General features: G+C 74.6%; 10 protein-coding genes. 4 read left to right on the top strand and 6 right to left on the bottom strand.

Annotated features, from left to right (window positions below; all coding sequences use genetic code 11):
- The first annotated feature begins 182 nt into the window (after nucleotides 1-182).
- Complete coding sequence (locus tag ACIP5O_RS23555) at nucleotides 183-1,448, top strand: MFS transporter (RefSeq protein WP_401296386.1); 1,266 nt, start codon at nucleotides 183-185, stop codon at nucleotides 1,446-1,448.
- Complete coding sequence (locus tag ACIP5O_RS23560) at nucleotides 1,387-2,727, top strand: D-arabinono-1,4-lactone oxidase (RefSeq protein ID WP_401296388.1); 1,341 nt, start codon at nucleotides 1,387-1,389, stop codon at nucleotides 2,725-2,727. The genes ACIP5O_RS23555 and ACIP5O_RS23560 overlap by 62 nt, the downstream gene beginning before the upstream one ends.
- A 68-nt stretch (nucleotides 2,728-2,795) precedes the next feature.
- On the opposite strand, the gene ACIP5O_RS23565 is transcribed toward ACIP5O_RS23560, so the two are convergent.
- On the bottom strand, nucleotides 2,796-3,791 hold the full coding sequence (locus ACIP5O_RS23565) for a hypothetical protein (RefSeq protein ID WP_401296390.1): 996 nt from the start codon (nucleotides 3,789-3,791) through the stop codon (nucleotides 2,796-2,798).
- A 451-nt stretch (nucleotides 3,792-4,242) separates the two neighbouring features.
- Here ACIP5O_RS23565 and sepH point away from each other — a divergent pair, with 451 nt between their 5' ends.
- Nucleotides 4,243-5,301, top strand: a complete 1,059-nt coding sequence (gene sepH, locus ACIP5O_RS23570; protein ID WP_401296392.1) for a septation protein SepH — start codon at nucleotides 4,243-4,245, stop codon at nucleotides 5,299-5,301.
- Between the two features lie 154 nt (nucleotides 5,302-5,455).
- On the opposite strand, the gene ACIP5O_RS23575 is transcribed toward sepH, so the two are convergent.
- Nucleotides 5,456-6,283 (bottom strand): sulfurtransferase, encoded by an 828-nt coding sequence (locus tag ACIP5O_RS23575; protein ID WP_401296393.1) that lies wholly within the window; start codon nucleotides 6,281-6,283, stop codon nucleotides 5,456-5,458.
- A gap of 162 nt (nucleotides 6,284-6,445) precedes the next feature.
- Here ACIP5O_RS23575 and ACIP5O_RS23580 point away from each other — a divergent pair, with 162 nt between their 5' ends.
- Nucleotides 6,446-7,216 carry a VOC family protein gene (locus tag ACIP5O_RS23580; RefSeq protein WP_401296395.1) on the top strand — a complete coding sequence of 257 codons (771 nt, stop codon included), beginning with the start codon at nucleotides 6,446-6,448 and terminating at the stop codon, nucleotides 7,214-7,216.
- Nucleotides 7,217-7,251: 35 nt separating this feature from the next.
- Here ACIP5O_RS23580 and ACIP5O_RS23585 read toward each other — a convergent pair whose 3' ends face one another.
- From ACIP5O_RS23585 to ACIP5O_RS23600, 4 genes are all read right to left on the bottom strand, one after another.
- On the bottom strand, nucleotides 7,252-8,622 hold the full coding sequence (locus ACIP5O_RS23585; protein WP_401296397.1) for a polysialyltransferase family glycosyltransferase: 1,371 nt from the start codon (nucleotides 8,620-8,622) through the stop codon (nucleotides 7,252-7,254).
- Between the two features lie 3 nt (nucleotides 8,623-8,625).
- A complete protein-coding gene (locus ACIP5O_RS23590; RefSeq protein WP_401296399.1) occupies nucleotides 8,626-9,591 on the bottom strand; it encodes a glycosyltransferase family 2 protein in 966 nt (321 codons plus the stop codon).
- A 184-nt stretch (nucleotides 9,592-9,775) separates the two neighbouring features.
- Nucleotides 9,776-12,412 carry a YfhO family protein gene (locus tag ACIP5O_RS23595; protein ID WP_401296401.1) on the bottom strand — a complete coding sequence of 879 codons (2,637 nt, stop codon included), beginning with the start codon at nucleotides 12,410-12,412 and terminating at the stop codon, nucleotides 9,776-9,778.
- A 164-nt stretch (nucleotides 12,413-12,576) separates the two neighbouring features.
- Nucleotides 12,577-13,194 (bottom strand): isochorismatase family protein, encoded by a 618-nt coding sequence (locus ACIP5O_RS23600; protein ID WP_401296403.1) that lies wholly within the window; start codon nucleotides 13,192-13,194, stop codon nucleotides 12,577-12,579.
- Nucleotides 13,195-13,296: the final 102 nt, after the last annotated feature.

Raw genomic sequence — 13,296 nt, forward strand, 5'->3', positions numbered from 1 at the left:
GAGCGGGGCCCGTCGGAAGGAGCAAGGCGGCCGTCGTCGCCGGCCGTCCGAAAAGGGGGATGCCCCACTCACTTCAACGCCGTAGGCTTTAGCTGTTAACTACACGTGTCCGGCGGTCGCGGGCGCGTGCCGAGTCGTCGCGCGGAGCCAGCTCCGAAGCACGGAGATTTCCGGAGACCCCCTTGCCCAGTCCCTACCGCGCGATCTTCGCGGCGCCCGGAACCGCGTCGTTCTCCGTCGCCGGTCTCCTCGGCCGGATGCCCCTGTCCATGATGGGCATCGGCATCGTCACCATGATCTCGCAGGTCACCGGCCGGTACGGGCTCGCCGGCGCGCTCTCGGCGACGCTCGCGACGTCCGCCGCGGTCCTCGGCCCCCTGGTCTCGCGCCTGGTCGACCGGCACGGACAGCGCCGGGTGCTCCGGCCGGTGACGCTGGTGTCGCTCGCCGCGGGCGCCGGGCTGCTCCTCTGTGTGCGGGAGGGGGCTCCGGACTGGACGTTCTTCCTGTTCACCGCGTTGATCGGCTGCGTGCCGAGCGTCGGGGCGATGATCCGGGCCCGCTGGGCGGAGATCTACCGGGGCGAGGGGCGGAGCCTGCACACGGCGTACTCCTGGGAGTCGATCGTCGACGAGGTGTGCTTCATCTTCGGCCCGATCATCTCCATCGGCCTGTCGACGACCTGGTTCCCCGAGGCCGGTCCGCTGCTCGCCGGGGTGTTCCTCGCGATCGGCGTCTTCTGGCTGACCGCGCAGCGCGCCACGGAGCCCCGGCCGCACCCCCGGCGGGGCGGCGAGCGGGACGCCTCCCTGCTCCGCTCCCCCGGTCTGCGGGTCCTGGTCCTCGCCTTCGTCGCCACCGGCGCCATCTTCGGCTCGGTGGACGTGGTGACCGTGGCCTTCGCCGAGGAGCGGGGGCACAAGGCCGCCGCCAGCCTCGTCCTGGCCGTCTACGCGCTGGGCTCCTGCCTGGCCGGGGCCGTCTTCGGACTGCTCCACCTCAAGGGCGAGCCGTCCCGCAGGTGGCTGCTGGGCGTCTGCGCGATGGCCGTGAGTATGATCCCCCTCCTACTGGCCGGGAACCTGCCGTTGCTGGCCGTGGCGCTCTTCGTCGCGGGCCTCTCCATCGCACCTACGATGGTGACCACGATGGCCCTCGTCGAAGCGCACGTACCGCGCACCAAGCTGACCGAGGGCATGACCTGGACGGGTACGGGTCTCGCGATCGGCGTGGCGCTCGGCTCCTCGGCCGCCGGCTGGGTGGTCGACGCGTCGGGAGCGGAAGCGGGGTACGTGGTGCCCGTCGTCTCGGGCGCGGTCGCGGTCGCGGTGGGTCTCCTCGGACACCGCCGGCTGCGCAGGCCGGCGCCGAAGCGGGAGGGGCAGCGTGAGCGGGACGACGACAGCGGGGTCGGGGAGCAGCAGGACGGCGAGCGGTCCGTGGCGTAACTGGGCGGGGAACGTCACCTCCCGCCCGGTCCGCGAGGTGAGCCCGGCCTCGGCCGAGGAGCTCGCCGAGGCGGTGCGCCGGGCGGCCGAGGACGGGCTGCGGGTGAAGACGGTCGGCACCGGCCACTCCTTCACCTCGATCGCGGCCACCGACGGCGTGCTGATCCGGCCGGGGCTGCTGACCGGGATCCGGCGGATCGACCGCGAGGCGATGACCGTGACGGTCGAGTCCGGCACCTCCCTGAAGCGGCTCAACGTGGCGCTGGCCCGGGAGGGCCTGTCGCTCACGAACATGGGCGACATCATGGAGCAGACCGTCGCCGGGGCCACCTCCACCGGTACGCACGGCACGGGCCGCGACTCGGCGTCGACGGCGGCGCAGATCCGCGCCCTCGAACTGGTGACGGCCGACGGGCAGCTGCTGACCTGTTCGGAGAAGGAGAATCCCGAGGTCTTCGCGGCCGCCCGGATCGGGCTCGGCGCCCTCGGCGTGATCAGCGCGATCACCTTCGCGGTGGAGCCGGTCTTCCTGCTCACCGCGCGCGAGGAGCCGATGACCTTCGACCGGGTCACCTCGGAGTTCGACGCGCTGCACGCGGAGAACGAGCACTTCGAGTTCTACTGGTTCCCCCACACGGACAACTGCAACACCAAGCGCAACAACCGCAGCGCGGGTCCCGCGGCTCCCCCCGGACGGATCAGCGGCTGGGTGGAGGACGAGTTCCTCTCGAACGGGGTCTTCCAGCTCGCCTGCTCGCTGGGCAGGGCGGTGCCGCCGGTCGTCCCCGCGCTCGCCAGGGTCTCCAGCCGGGCCCTGTCGGCCCGTACGTACACCGACATCCCGTACAAGGTCTTCACCTCGCCGCGCCGGGTGCGCTTCGTGGAGATGGAGTACGCGCTGCCGCGCGAGGCGGCGGTCGCCGCGCTGCGCGAGGTCAAGGCGATGGTGGAGCGGTCGCCGCTCAAGGTGAGCTTCCCGGTGGAGGTGCGCACGGCCCCGGCGGACGACATCCCGCTGTCCACGGCCTCGGGGCGGGAGACCGCCTACATCGCCGTCCACCTCTACAAGGGGACGCCCCACCGGGCGTACTTCACCGCGGTGGAGCGCATCATGACGGCGCACGGCGGCCGCCCCCACTGGGGCAAGCTGCACACCCGCGACGCCGCCCACCTCGCCGAGGTCTATCCGCGCTTCGCCGAGTTCACGGCGCTGCGCGACCGGCTCGACCCGGACCGGCTCTTCGCCAACGACTACCTGCGGCGGGTCCTGGGCGACTGATGCGACGGCCGGCGTGTGAAAACGGCCGCCACGCGGGTGCGTGGCGGCCGTTTACCGTTCCTTCGGCGTCATTCGGTTCCGGGCTCCGGGCCGGCGCCGGTGTCTGTGTCGGTGTCGGGTCCCGCCGGTGCCGGGACCGACGGGGCGGTCGGGACGCCGGTCGGTCCCGTGCCCGTGGACGGCTCCCCGGTCGGGAGGGTCGGTCCCGTGGTGGGGCCGGTCGGCACCGGCGCGGACGTCGTCCCGCCGTCGGTGGGGAGGGACGGGGTCGGCTCGGCCGACGGGGTCCCGGTCCCGGTCCGTCCGCCGTCCGGCTGCCCGGAACTCCGGCCGTTCCCGCTCGGGGTGGGTCCGGTCCCGGAGCCGGCGCCGTCCCCCGGCCGGCCGGTGCCGTCGGAGGAGCCGGAGGGCGCGGGGGCGGTCTCCCCGCCCGGGTCCGGCGCGTCCCGTCCGTCGTGCCCGCCGCCCCGGACGGCCGAGCCGAAGGTCGTGGTCCCCTGCCGGCCGCTGAAGTCCTCCCCGGCGACCAGTTCGTAGGTGGTGATGCCGCCCATGGTGACGCCGAAGACCAGGGCGGCGGCGATCGCCGGGCGCCTCCAGCCCCGGACCCGGGTGCCGTGGGTGGTCGCCGCGCCGAACTCCTCCCGCTCGGGGAGGGGTGACGGGACCGCGGCGAGCAGCAGGGTGGGGTCGTCCCGCCGGGCGGCGGCGCCGGTCGCGAGCGGGACCCGGCGGGCCTTCGGCCTGGCGGCGGCGGTCGCGCCGCGGACCTGCTCGCCGGTGCGCCGGAAGACGTACTGGAAGAACGGGCCTCCGCAGGTGGCGATCACGCTGATCACGCCCGCGCCGATGATCGTGCCGTACACCCCCAGGGTCGAGGCGAGCTTGGCGGCGATGACCGCGGCCAGGGCGCTGCCCGAGACCTGGGCCACGCTCAGGTCGATCCTTCTCCTGTCGCTCTCCTCGTTCTCTTCGTTCCCTTCGTTCCCCTCCCGCTCCTTCTCGCGCTCCTCCGCCTTCGCCTCCTTCGGCTCGTCCGTGTCGGTCTCCGGCCTGTGGCGCATCTCCAACCCCTGCTGACTCATCCGAGTGCCTTGCACCCAGAAGGGACAAATGGGGGAAGGGAATAGTTCCGTTTCCGGTCCTTCTGTGAAGAGCGACACGTACGGGGGAAGATCACGGAGACTCAACTCCCGCACCGCCCGAGAAGTTGAGCGGCGCGCCGGTCCACCCAGGTGGCCCGAATGGAGTACATTGACGAACCCTGGGTCCGGACGCCCTCACGGGTGCCCGGGGTCACGGGAAGGGAGCCGGAGACGGCGCTCGAACCGGCGGCGCTCGGCATCGCACGGGAACCGGCTGCACAGAGTGACCGCCAGTCACTCCGGGTAGTCAACAGGTCACCGTGCCATAACGGCGTTCCAGGGTCCACGCCCGACACGCGGGCAACTCGGCAAGGTAGTGGCAGGCTGCACCCGGGCAGGCCACACTCGACTAGCGGAAGCAGCGACGCACGTGACGTCGGCAGGCACCACCCGGGAGGTCCCCATGCCCGAACTGCGTGTCGTGGCCGTCTCCAACGACGGCACACGACTGGTGCTGAAGGCTGCTGACAGCACGGAGTACACACTTCCGATCGACGAGCGGCTCCGCGCCGCCGTGCGCAACGACCGCGCGCGCCTCGGCCAGATCGAGATCGAGGTGGAGAGCCACCTCCGCCCCCGCGACATCCAGGCGCGGATACGAGCCGGTGCCTCCGCCGAGGAGGTCGCCCAGCTCGCCGGCATCCCCGTCGACCGCGTGCGCCGCTTCGAGGGCCCCGTGCTCGCGGAGCGCGCCTTCATGGCGGAGCGGGCCCGCAAGACCCCGGTCCGCAGGCCCGGGGAGAACAGCGGCCCCCAGCTCGGCGAGGCGGTGCAGGAGCGGCTGCTGCTGCGCGGCGCCGAGAAGGACACCGTGCAGTGGGACTCCTGGCGGCGGGACGACGGCACCTGGGAGGTGCTGCTCGTCTACCGCGTCGCGGGCGAGATCCACACGGCGAGCTGGACGTACGACCCGCCCCGGCGGCTCGTCCAGGCCGTGGACGACGAGGCGCGGGCCCTGATCGGCGAGACGGACGACACGATCGCCGCCGCGCCGGAGCCCAGCTTCCCGTTCGTGCCGCGCATCGCCCGGCTGCCCCGGGACCGGCCGCTCGACCGCGCCCTGGACCGCCAGCTGGAGCGGGCTCCCGCGCCGCCGTCCGAGGGGGAGGACGAGCGGGACTCCCTGACGAGCCTCCTGGAAGCCGTGCCGAGCTTCCGCGGCGACATGGTCGTGCCCGAGCAGCCGGACTCCTCCGAGCCCTCGGACGAGCCCGAGGCGGAGGAGCCGCCGGCCCCGGCCGCCTCGGCGGGCGCGGGCGCCGCGTACGCCGACGTGCTCATGCCCCGCGCGGTCTCGGGCCACCGCGACCGCCTCACCGGCACCACGGACCGCCAGGCCGAGGCGGACGGCGTCCGCCCGGGGCGGCGCGCGGCGGTGCCGAGCTGGGACGAGATCGTCTTCGGCACGCGGAGGAAGAAGCAGGACTGACCTCCGTACGGAGACGTACGAAGGTGTACGGAGACGTACCGGGGTGTACGGAGAGGGGCCCGCGTCGTCGTCACGGCGCGGGCCCCTTCCCTTCGCGTACGGACGTTCACCGGTCGGCGGGCCGGGCTACGCGCGTGCGGGGGGCCCGGCCGCGCTACCGCGGGTCCGGGCCCGTGGCCACCGGGCGGGACGGGTCGGCGGACCACTCCGACCAGGAGCCGGCGTAGAGGGACGCCGGGATGCCCGCGATCTCCAGGGCGAGCACCTCGTGGGCGCCGGAGACGCCGGAGCCGCAGTAGACGGCGACCGGGGTCCCCTCGGCCGCGCCCAGGGCGGTGAACCGGTCCCGCAGGGCGTCGGCGGCCAGGAAGAGGCCCCCGGCGTCGACGTTCTCGGTCGTCGGTGCCGAGACCGCGCCCGGGATGTGCCCGCCGACGCGGTCGATCGGCTCCACGTCCCCGCGGTAGCGCTCGGCCGCCCGCGCGTCCAGGAGCAGCCCCGAGCGGGCCAGGGCCGCCGCCCCGTCGGCGTCGAGCAGGCCGAGGGCGCCCGGTGCGGGCCGGAAGTCGCCCGGCTCGGGCGCGGGGACCTTCTCCGTGAGCTCGCCCGTCCAGGCCGCGAGGCCCCCGTCCAGGACCCGCACGTCCGGGTGGCCCGCCCAGCGGAGCAGCCACCAGGCGCGGGCGGCGCCCCAGCCGGAGCCTCCGTCGTAGACGACGACCGGCCGGTCCGCCGAGACGCCCGCACGGCGCATCGCGGCGCCGAAGGCCTCCGGGTCGGGCAGGGGGTGGCGGCCGCCGCTCCCGGGCGGTCCCGCGAGTTCCGCGTCCAGGTCGACGTAGACCGCGCCGGGCAGGTGACCGGCCTCGTAGGCGGGCCGTCCGGGCGGCCCGCCGAGCGCCCAGCGGACGTCCAGGAGGACCGGCGGCCGGGCCCCGGCCGACTCGCTCAGCAGTTCGCTTGCGGAGATGATGGGCTTCATGGATGCCATACTCGCGCAGCCGCACGGCCGCGCGGGACGGACCCGGCGTCTTCCCCGCGGGAGCGCGCCACGACGTGGTGCGTCCGGGGCGCACCGCGCCACCACCGGTTTCACCGCCGGAAGGGGGCACGGCCACGACGATGGTCCGAGGAGAGGGTGACGATGACCGAGGCGACTCGGCGCCCACCCGGCACACCCTGTTGGGTGAGCCTGATGGTGCACGGGCTTGACGCCACGCAGGAGTTCTACAAGGCGCTCTTCGACTGGGAGTTCGTACCCGGTCCCGAGCAGCTCGGCCCGTACGTCCGCGCCCTGCTCGGCGGCAGGGAGGTGGCGGGCATCGGCCGGCTGCCGGTCGACCGGCACCTGCGCATCGCCTGGACCCCCTACCTGGCCACCGAGGACGCCGACGGGACCGCCGAGTCCATCCGGAGCTGCGGCGGCACCGTCGCGGTGGGCCCGCTGGACGCGGGCGAGGCGGGCCGGATGGCGATCTGCTCCGACCCGATGGGCGCGGTCTTCGGCGTCTGGCAGGCGGAGGCGCACCACGGCACGGCGACGGCGGGGCCGCCGGGGACCCCGGTGTGGAACGAGCTGCTCACGTACGAGACGTCGATCGGCAAGTTCTACCGGTCGGTCTTCGGTTTCGACCTGGAGACGGCCGGCTCGCCCGAGCACGACTACGCGACGCTCTTCGTGGACGGGTCCCCGGTGGCCTCCCTGCACGGCGTCGGCGACGCGCTGCCCCGGGACCGGGGCCCGCACTGGATGACGTACTTCGAGGTGGCCGACGCGGACGCGGCCGCCCGGCTCGTCGGGGAGCTCGGCGGCCGGGTGCTGTCCCCGCCGCGCGACGGCACGGCGGGGCGGCTCGCCGTGGTGGCGGACCCGGAGGGCGCGGTCTTCACCCTGGTCAGGTCGGTCGGGCACTGACCCGGGCGGTCCGCCCGTCCGCTCGGCCCGGTGGCTCAGCCCCGGCGGCTCCGCGCGAGGCCGCGGCGCAGCCGGGACGCGCCGCCCGGGGCCGGGGCCGCCGTTCCGCCCGGCAGGCCGAGCAGGGTCAGCCGTTCGGCGTCGAAGTGGTGGGCGGTGCCGGGGGCGTCGTGGTGGGCGGACAGGAAGCGGATGGCCTCCTCCCGGAGTTCCGGGTGGCTTCCGTGCCGCATGCAGTAGCCGACGGCCCGGACCAGGGGCGTGAGCGAGGCGGGGGCCGGGCCGGGGACGGCGGGCTCCTCGCCCCCCTCCAGGTCCGCGACGAGGTGGTCGACGACGGTGAGCGGGATGCGGTTGCTGTTCTCGAAGGGGGTGAGCCGTTCGAGGACCTCGGCCGTGCCCACGCGCGCGACGGGCACGCCGTAGTACACGGCGGCGGTGAGCATCGCCGTGGAGAAGCAGCCGACGACGAGCCGGGGCCGGCACCGCTCGTAGAAGGTCTCGGCGAGCAGCGGCCCGTCGAGGACCGTCAGGCGCACGCCGGTCCGCTCCGCCTCCTCGTCGAGGGCCCGGGAGTAGCGCGCGGGAGCGGTCGGGTGCGGCTTGAAGACGATCGAGCGGTGCCCGGCGGCGGCCGCCCCGCGCAGCATCCGTACGTGCAGCTCCTCTTCCTCCTCGGCGGTGAGGAGGCCGAGCGCGGCGAGGTACTGGCCGAGCAGGAGGGCCGTGGGTCCGGCGGCGGCCGCCCGCGTGATCACCGGGTCGTCGGCCGCCTCCTCGGCGATCTCGGCGAGGACGGCGCGGAAGGCGTCGTCGGGGACGAGCTCGGGCTCGACGTCGTACTCGCTCAGGAGCAGGGGGCGCAGGCCCGGCACGAGGTCGAGGTGGAGGACCCGCCGGATGCGGCAGGCGATCGACTGCGCCAGGTCGTTGCGGGTGGGGCCGTAGCTCATCAGGCCGTCGGCGTAGACGTGCAGGGAGCTCTCGGGGAAGGTCCCGGCGAGCGCCTTCGCGGGGTTGACCTGGATGGACTCGACGACCAGCTCCACCGGGGCGTCGCCGAGGTCCCAGGCGGTGCGCAGCACGCGCTGCCAGAGCGGGGCCTCCTCGGGGCGGGGGGCCCAGGCGGCGGGGTGGTACGGGTGGATCGTCTCGTTCCAGTCGAGGGTGCCGTCGAAGCGGGCGGCGATCCGTCCGTAGCCGGTCATGGTCTCCAGGCGCAGCGCGGTCTCCGGGATCTCGGCGTTGTGCGAGACGAGGAGGAGCCGGCGGACGTCCTCGCGGGGGCCGAACAGCCCGGCGTCGAGGGCGGCGGCCAGGGTGGCGGCGCCGTAGAGGGTGGACACCTGGAAGATCTGGACGGGACGGGCGTCCCGGACGGGGACGGAGGCCGTGTCGGGGGCCATGGGTCAGGCGGTCCTTCCGGTCTCGCGCAGGCTCCGGAGGAGGGTGCTGCGGCGGGTGTCCATGGTGGCGAGGGTCTCGTCGAGGACCCGCTGCGGCATGCGGCGCATCGCGTCGCCGACGTCGGCGCGCAGCCGCTTGGCGACGGCGGGGTCGTACTTCTCGGCCTTGCCCATGTGGAAGGCGATCATCGCGCAGTACGTGCGGACCGCCTTCGGCAGGAACCGGTCGGCCTCGGCGTCCCGGGAGACCTCGTCGAGCAGGAGGTCGTACGAGGGGATGAAGTCGAGCTGCCGGTTGTCGGTGATCTGGGTGAGCGAGGTGGTGACGCCCCGCCGGTAGAAGACCCCGTGCAGGGAGAGCGCCGCGAAGGTGCGGGCCTTGAGGTGGAGCCGCCAGACCCAGAGGCGGTCCTCGGCGGTCCTCAGGGACGTCTCGAAACGGGACGCGCCGTCCGCGAAGAGGCGGCTGCCGTAGATGCCGAAGGGGACGAAGGGGTAGTCCACCATCGTCACCATGCCGGCCGGCGAGATGCCGTCCCTGGGGTCCATCACGGTGTCGCGCCGTTTGGCGGGCGCGTAGCGGATCTGCCGCTTCCGGCCCTCCGACAGGACGTGGTCGGTGCGGGCGAAGTCGCAGCCCAGGCGGGAGATTCCGGCGACGGCGGCGCTCAGGTGGCCGGGCGCGTACCAGTCGTCCCCGTCGAGGAAGGTGAGGTAGTCGCCGCGCGCCGCGTCGATCCCGGTGTTGCGCGCCTGGGCGACGCCGAGGTTCGTCTCGTGCCGGATGACGGTGGCGTTCGGCAGGCGGTCGCGCCAGCGGTCGAGGATCTCCGGGGTGTCGTCCGTCGAGCAGTCGTCGACCAGCAGGAACTCGAATGCGGGATCCGCGTTGTTGGCGAGGCTGCGCAGGGTGTCGGGGGCGTAGGCCCCGACGTTGTGGAACGGTACGACGACGGACAGTTTCGGCACTCGGGTTCCCCATGCTGGATCGGGCTGTTGTCGGGTTGTCGTCGGGCTCTTGCCCGGGTTGTCGTCGGACTGTTGGACGTCGTGGACGGCGGGTACGGTAATGCCCCGTTCCTCCGGTCGAACGAGCCCCGTGTGCACGCCGGGTGAACTCTTCCCGTCCTCTCGGAGAAGCCGGGACGGCCCGTCATCCACGGGTCCGCCCGCGGTGCAGGACCCCCGTCGCCATGAGCGCGAGGAGCGCGGCCGCGCCGACGGCGCCGCCGATGCGGAGGCCCGGCGGCCGGAAGGAGCAGTGGACCGTGTCCGCCCGCCCGTCGAGGGGGACGGCGACGAGGCCCCCGTACGCGCGCGCGGGGCGGAGGTCGGCGTCTCCCGCGGCGCACCTCCAGCCGGAGGTGCGGGGTACGGCGAGGACGGCGACGCCCTTGCTGCCCGGCGGGAGCCCGGCGGTGACGGTGTGTCCGGTGGCGCGGACCCGGGTGGCGCCGGTGGCGGTGAGCCGGTCCACGGCGGCGTCGAGACGGGCGCGGACCAGGCAGCCGACCGGTTCCCGGGGCAGCCGCGCCCGGCCCTCGGGCGCGAGGGCGATCCGTACCTCGCCGGAGTCCGGCACGGTGCCGAGGGCGCCCATGGGGGCGGTGACGGCGGGCGGCCTGCCGTCGAAGTCCACCGGCTCCCGCCCCGCGAGGACCGCCGTGCCGTGGTACTCGGGCGCCCAGAACCAGACCTGGGAGCCGGCCGGGCAGCGGGCGGTGAGGGTCCGTCCGGTGCGGCGGGGCGCGGGCCGCTCGTACACGGAGGCGCCGAGCAGGCTTTCCTGCCGGGCGAAGGCCGAGTCCCCGGCGGGGCCGGTGGGGCGCGGCGACGGGCGGACGGTGACCAGGGGCGGCACGGGGGTGGTGGTGACGGTGACCGTGGCGCGGGGCGGCGCGTCCTGCCGTACCGGCTCCGTGGGTGCGGAGCGGATCCGGGTGCCGACGGAGAAGAGGGCGTCGGTCACGGGGTTGTCGAGGGTGACCGGGTGCCGGCCCTTGGCGTAGGCGCCGAAGCCCAGGGAGACGAGGGTCCGGGAGGTCGCCTCGGAGGTGAGGCTGCTGTAGTAGTCGGCGCCCTGTCCGCCGACGAGCAGGACGTCGTTGCCGCCGGGGACCTCCCCGGGTTCCGTACGGTGTCGGGGCCAGGCGTCCGCGCGGGCCGTCTCGCGCGCCACGGCCTCGTGCCAGGGGCCGATCCGGGGCGACCAGGCGACCTCGCCGCGCTGCTGCTCCTCGATCCGCTTCCCGGTGACGGCCGCCTCGCCCGCCTGGGTGGCGACGAGCAGGACGACGGCGAGGAGGGGCAGGAGACGGGCGGGGAGACCGCTGCCGGCCCTGGAGGCCGTCGGGGCGGGGGTACTGCCACCGGTCCTGGAGGCCGTCGGGGCGGGGACGCGGCCGCCCGCCCCGGAAGCCGTCAGCGCAGGAGCACGGCCGCCGGCCCCGGAAGCCGTCAGGGCGAGGAGGGCGGCGACCAGCGCCAGGAGCGCGGCCGTGCCGAGGGCGGGGAAGGTCCACCGGTCGACGTCGGCGCTCCCCCGGGCCGCCCACGCGAGGCCGCCGAGCAGGGCGCCGCCCGCGAGGAGCGCGGCAGGGCGGGGCACTCCCCCGGCGACCGAGGACCAGGCCGCGATCAGCAGCAGGCCGCACAGGACGAAGGCCTGGCGGTACGGAACGCCGTTGGGCGAGGCGCCCGCGTGCCAGAGCAGATGGGTGGGCTCCCACTGGAGGGAGAGCGTCACCAGGACGACGGCGGCCGTCAGGGCGGCCCGGACGCGCGGGGCGACGGCCCGGTTGAAGGGCAGCGTCAGGGCGAGGAGCAGGGCGGGCGTGCCGATGAAGAGGGCGGGGCTCGACGTGCTCGCGGTGGCGGGCAGGAACCGGGCGAGGACGTCCGTCCAGGCCGCGGGCGCGAAGGTGACCTCCGGGGTGGGGTCGGCGGTCCTCGTGCCGAGGAAGACGACCGCGACGAGCGGTGCGGCGAGTCCGACGCCGAGGAGGACGCCCCGGGCGGCGCGCAGCGCCCCGGCGAGGCGCTGCCGGGCGGTGGCGGTCTTCTCGGCGGTGAGCAGCCGGACGACGAGGACGACGGCCGCACCGAGGGTCGCCATGTACGCGGTGTAGAAGTTGGCGGTCCAGGCGAGGGCGACGACGAGCGGCCCGAGGACGGGGCGGCGGCCGGTGCGGGCCCACTCGCCGACCAGGCAGAGCAGCGGGAAGGCGACGAGGCCGTCGAGCCACATCGGGACGGTGGAGCCGAAGTTGAAGGTCCAGCCCGAGAGGGCGTACGCGGTGCCGAGCACGGCGGCGACCGGCCAGGGCCCGGGGCGCAGCCGCAGGAGCAGCAGCGCCATGGCGGCACCGGCGGCGGTGACCTTGACGGCGGTGACCACGTACAGCGCGAGTTCGATCCGGCCGGCCGGGAAGAACACGACGAGCAGGTCGACGGGGCTGCTCAGGTAGGTGCCGATGTCCCCGAGGAAGCCGGTGCCGAAGCCGGAGTTCCAGTTGAGGAAGGCGTCGCCGTGCGTCTCCCCGCGGAGGAGGGAGCGCCAGTAGGCGTGGTACGGCAGGTACTGCTGGCCCAGGTCGACGACGTTCCTGGTCACCGGGCCGAAGGGGTGGCTGCGGGAGAGCGCGGTGGCGAGGCAGAAGAGGACGGCGGTGAGCAGACCGGCGGCGCCCGCGGCCCGCGCCCCCCGGGCCGGTGCCCCGGCCCGGGGGCCGGGACCCGCGTCCTCCTCGTCCGCGACCTCGTCGAGCACGGTGTCGGCGGCGGGGGGCACGCATCCTCCAGGGGTCGTACGGCGCGGGACGCCCGGAGGCGGGGTCGTCACGCACGGGCCGACGCCATTACCGCCGAGGCGGGCGACCCACAACCGAGCGGCAGGAGATGCCCGGGCGCACCCCGGGTGAACTCCCGGTGCCGTACGCCCTCCGGTACGACAGGTCAGGCGACCGGCGCCGGGGCCACGAGGTCGTCGACCGTGCGGGCCACGGTGCCGAACAGGTCGGAGACCGTCGTCAGGCTCGCGGCCGCCAGTGCGTCGGCCGGCAGGACGGTGCCGTCGGGGGCCTCCAGGGGGCGGGTGGCGGTGGCCTCGGCGACGACGGTCGGGCGGTGGCCGAGGTTGAAGGCGCCCTGGGCGGTGAACAGGACGCACATGTGGGTCATGAACCCGGCGAGGACGAGGTCGCGCCCGGCGCCGAGGTCCTTCAGGGTCTCCTCCAGGTCCGTGGCGTGGAAGGCGTCGGGGAACTGCTTGACGACCACCTTCTCGCCCGCGACCGGGGCGACCTCGTCGCTGATGGAGCCGATCTCGGCCCGGATGTCGTACGGGGTGCCCTCGCCGCCGTCGTTGACGACGTGGACGACCGGGGTGCCGGCAGCGCGGGCGGCCGCGAGCAGCCGGGCGCCGGCGGCCACGGCCTCCTCGGCCCCGTCGAGCCGCATGACGCCGGTGCGGTAGGTGTTCTGGAAGTCGATCATGATCAGGACCGACTCGCTCAGACGCGGCGGCTCCTGGGGAAGGCCGATCACGTCGCGCAGGGTGGTGGACGCGGTCATGGCGGTTCCTTTCGGTCGGGCGGGACGGCTCCGGCGGGGCCACCCGCGAACGTTTATGACGCTAACACACTTTGTAATCAGTGATTACAGCGCGGCGCACAC

It is taken from the genome of Streptomyces sp. NPDC088915 (assembly GCF_044749825.1).
GTDB lineage: Bacteria > Actinomycetota > Actinomycetes > Streptomycetales > Streptomycetaceae > Streptomyces.

What these genes read in the sequence shown, in the direction of transcription:
- ACIP5O_RS23575 (WP_401296393.1), bottom strand. Translation starts at nt 6,283, where the DNA reads ATGAAGCCCATCATCTCCGCAAGCGAACTGCTGAGCGAGTCGGCCGGG.
- ACIP5O_RS23600 (WP_401296403.1), bottom strand. Translation starts at nt 13,194, where the DNA reads ATGACCGCGTCCACCACCCTGCGCGACGTGATCGGCCTTCCCCAGGAG.
- ACIP5O_RS23565 (WP_401296390.1), bottom strand. Translation starts at nt 3,791, where the DNA reads ATGCGCCACAGGCCGGAGACCGACACGGACGAGCCGAAGGAGGCGAAG.
- ACIP5O_RS23585 (WP_401296397.1), bottom strand. Translation starts at nt 8,622, where the DNA reads ATGGCCCCCGACACGGCCTCCGTCCCCGTCCGGGACGCCCGTCCCGTC.
- ACIP5O_RS23580 (WP_401296395.1), top strand. Translation starts at nt 6,446, where the DNA reads ATGACCGAGGCGACTCGGCGCCCACCCGGCACACCCTGTTGGGTGAGC.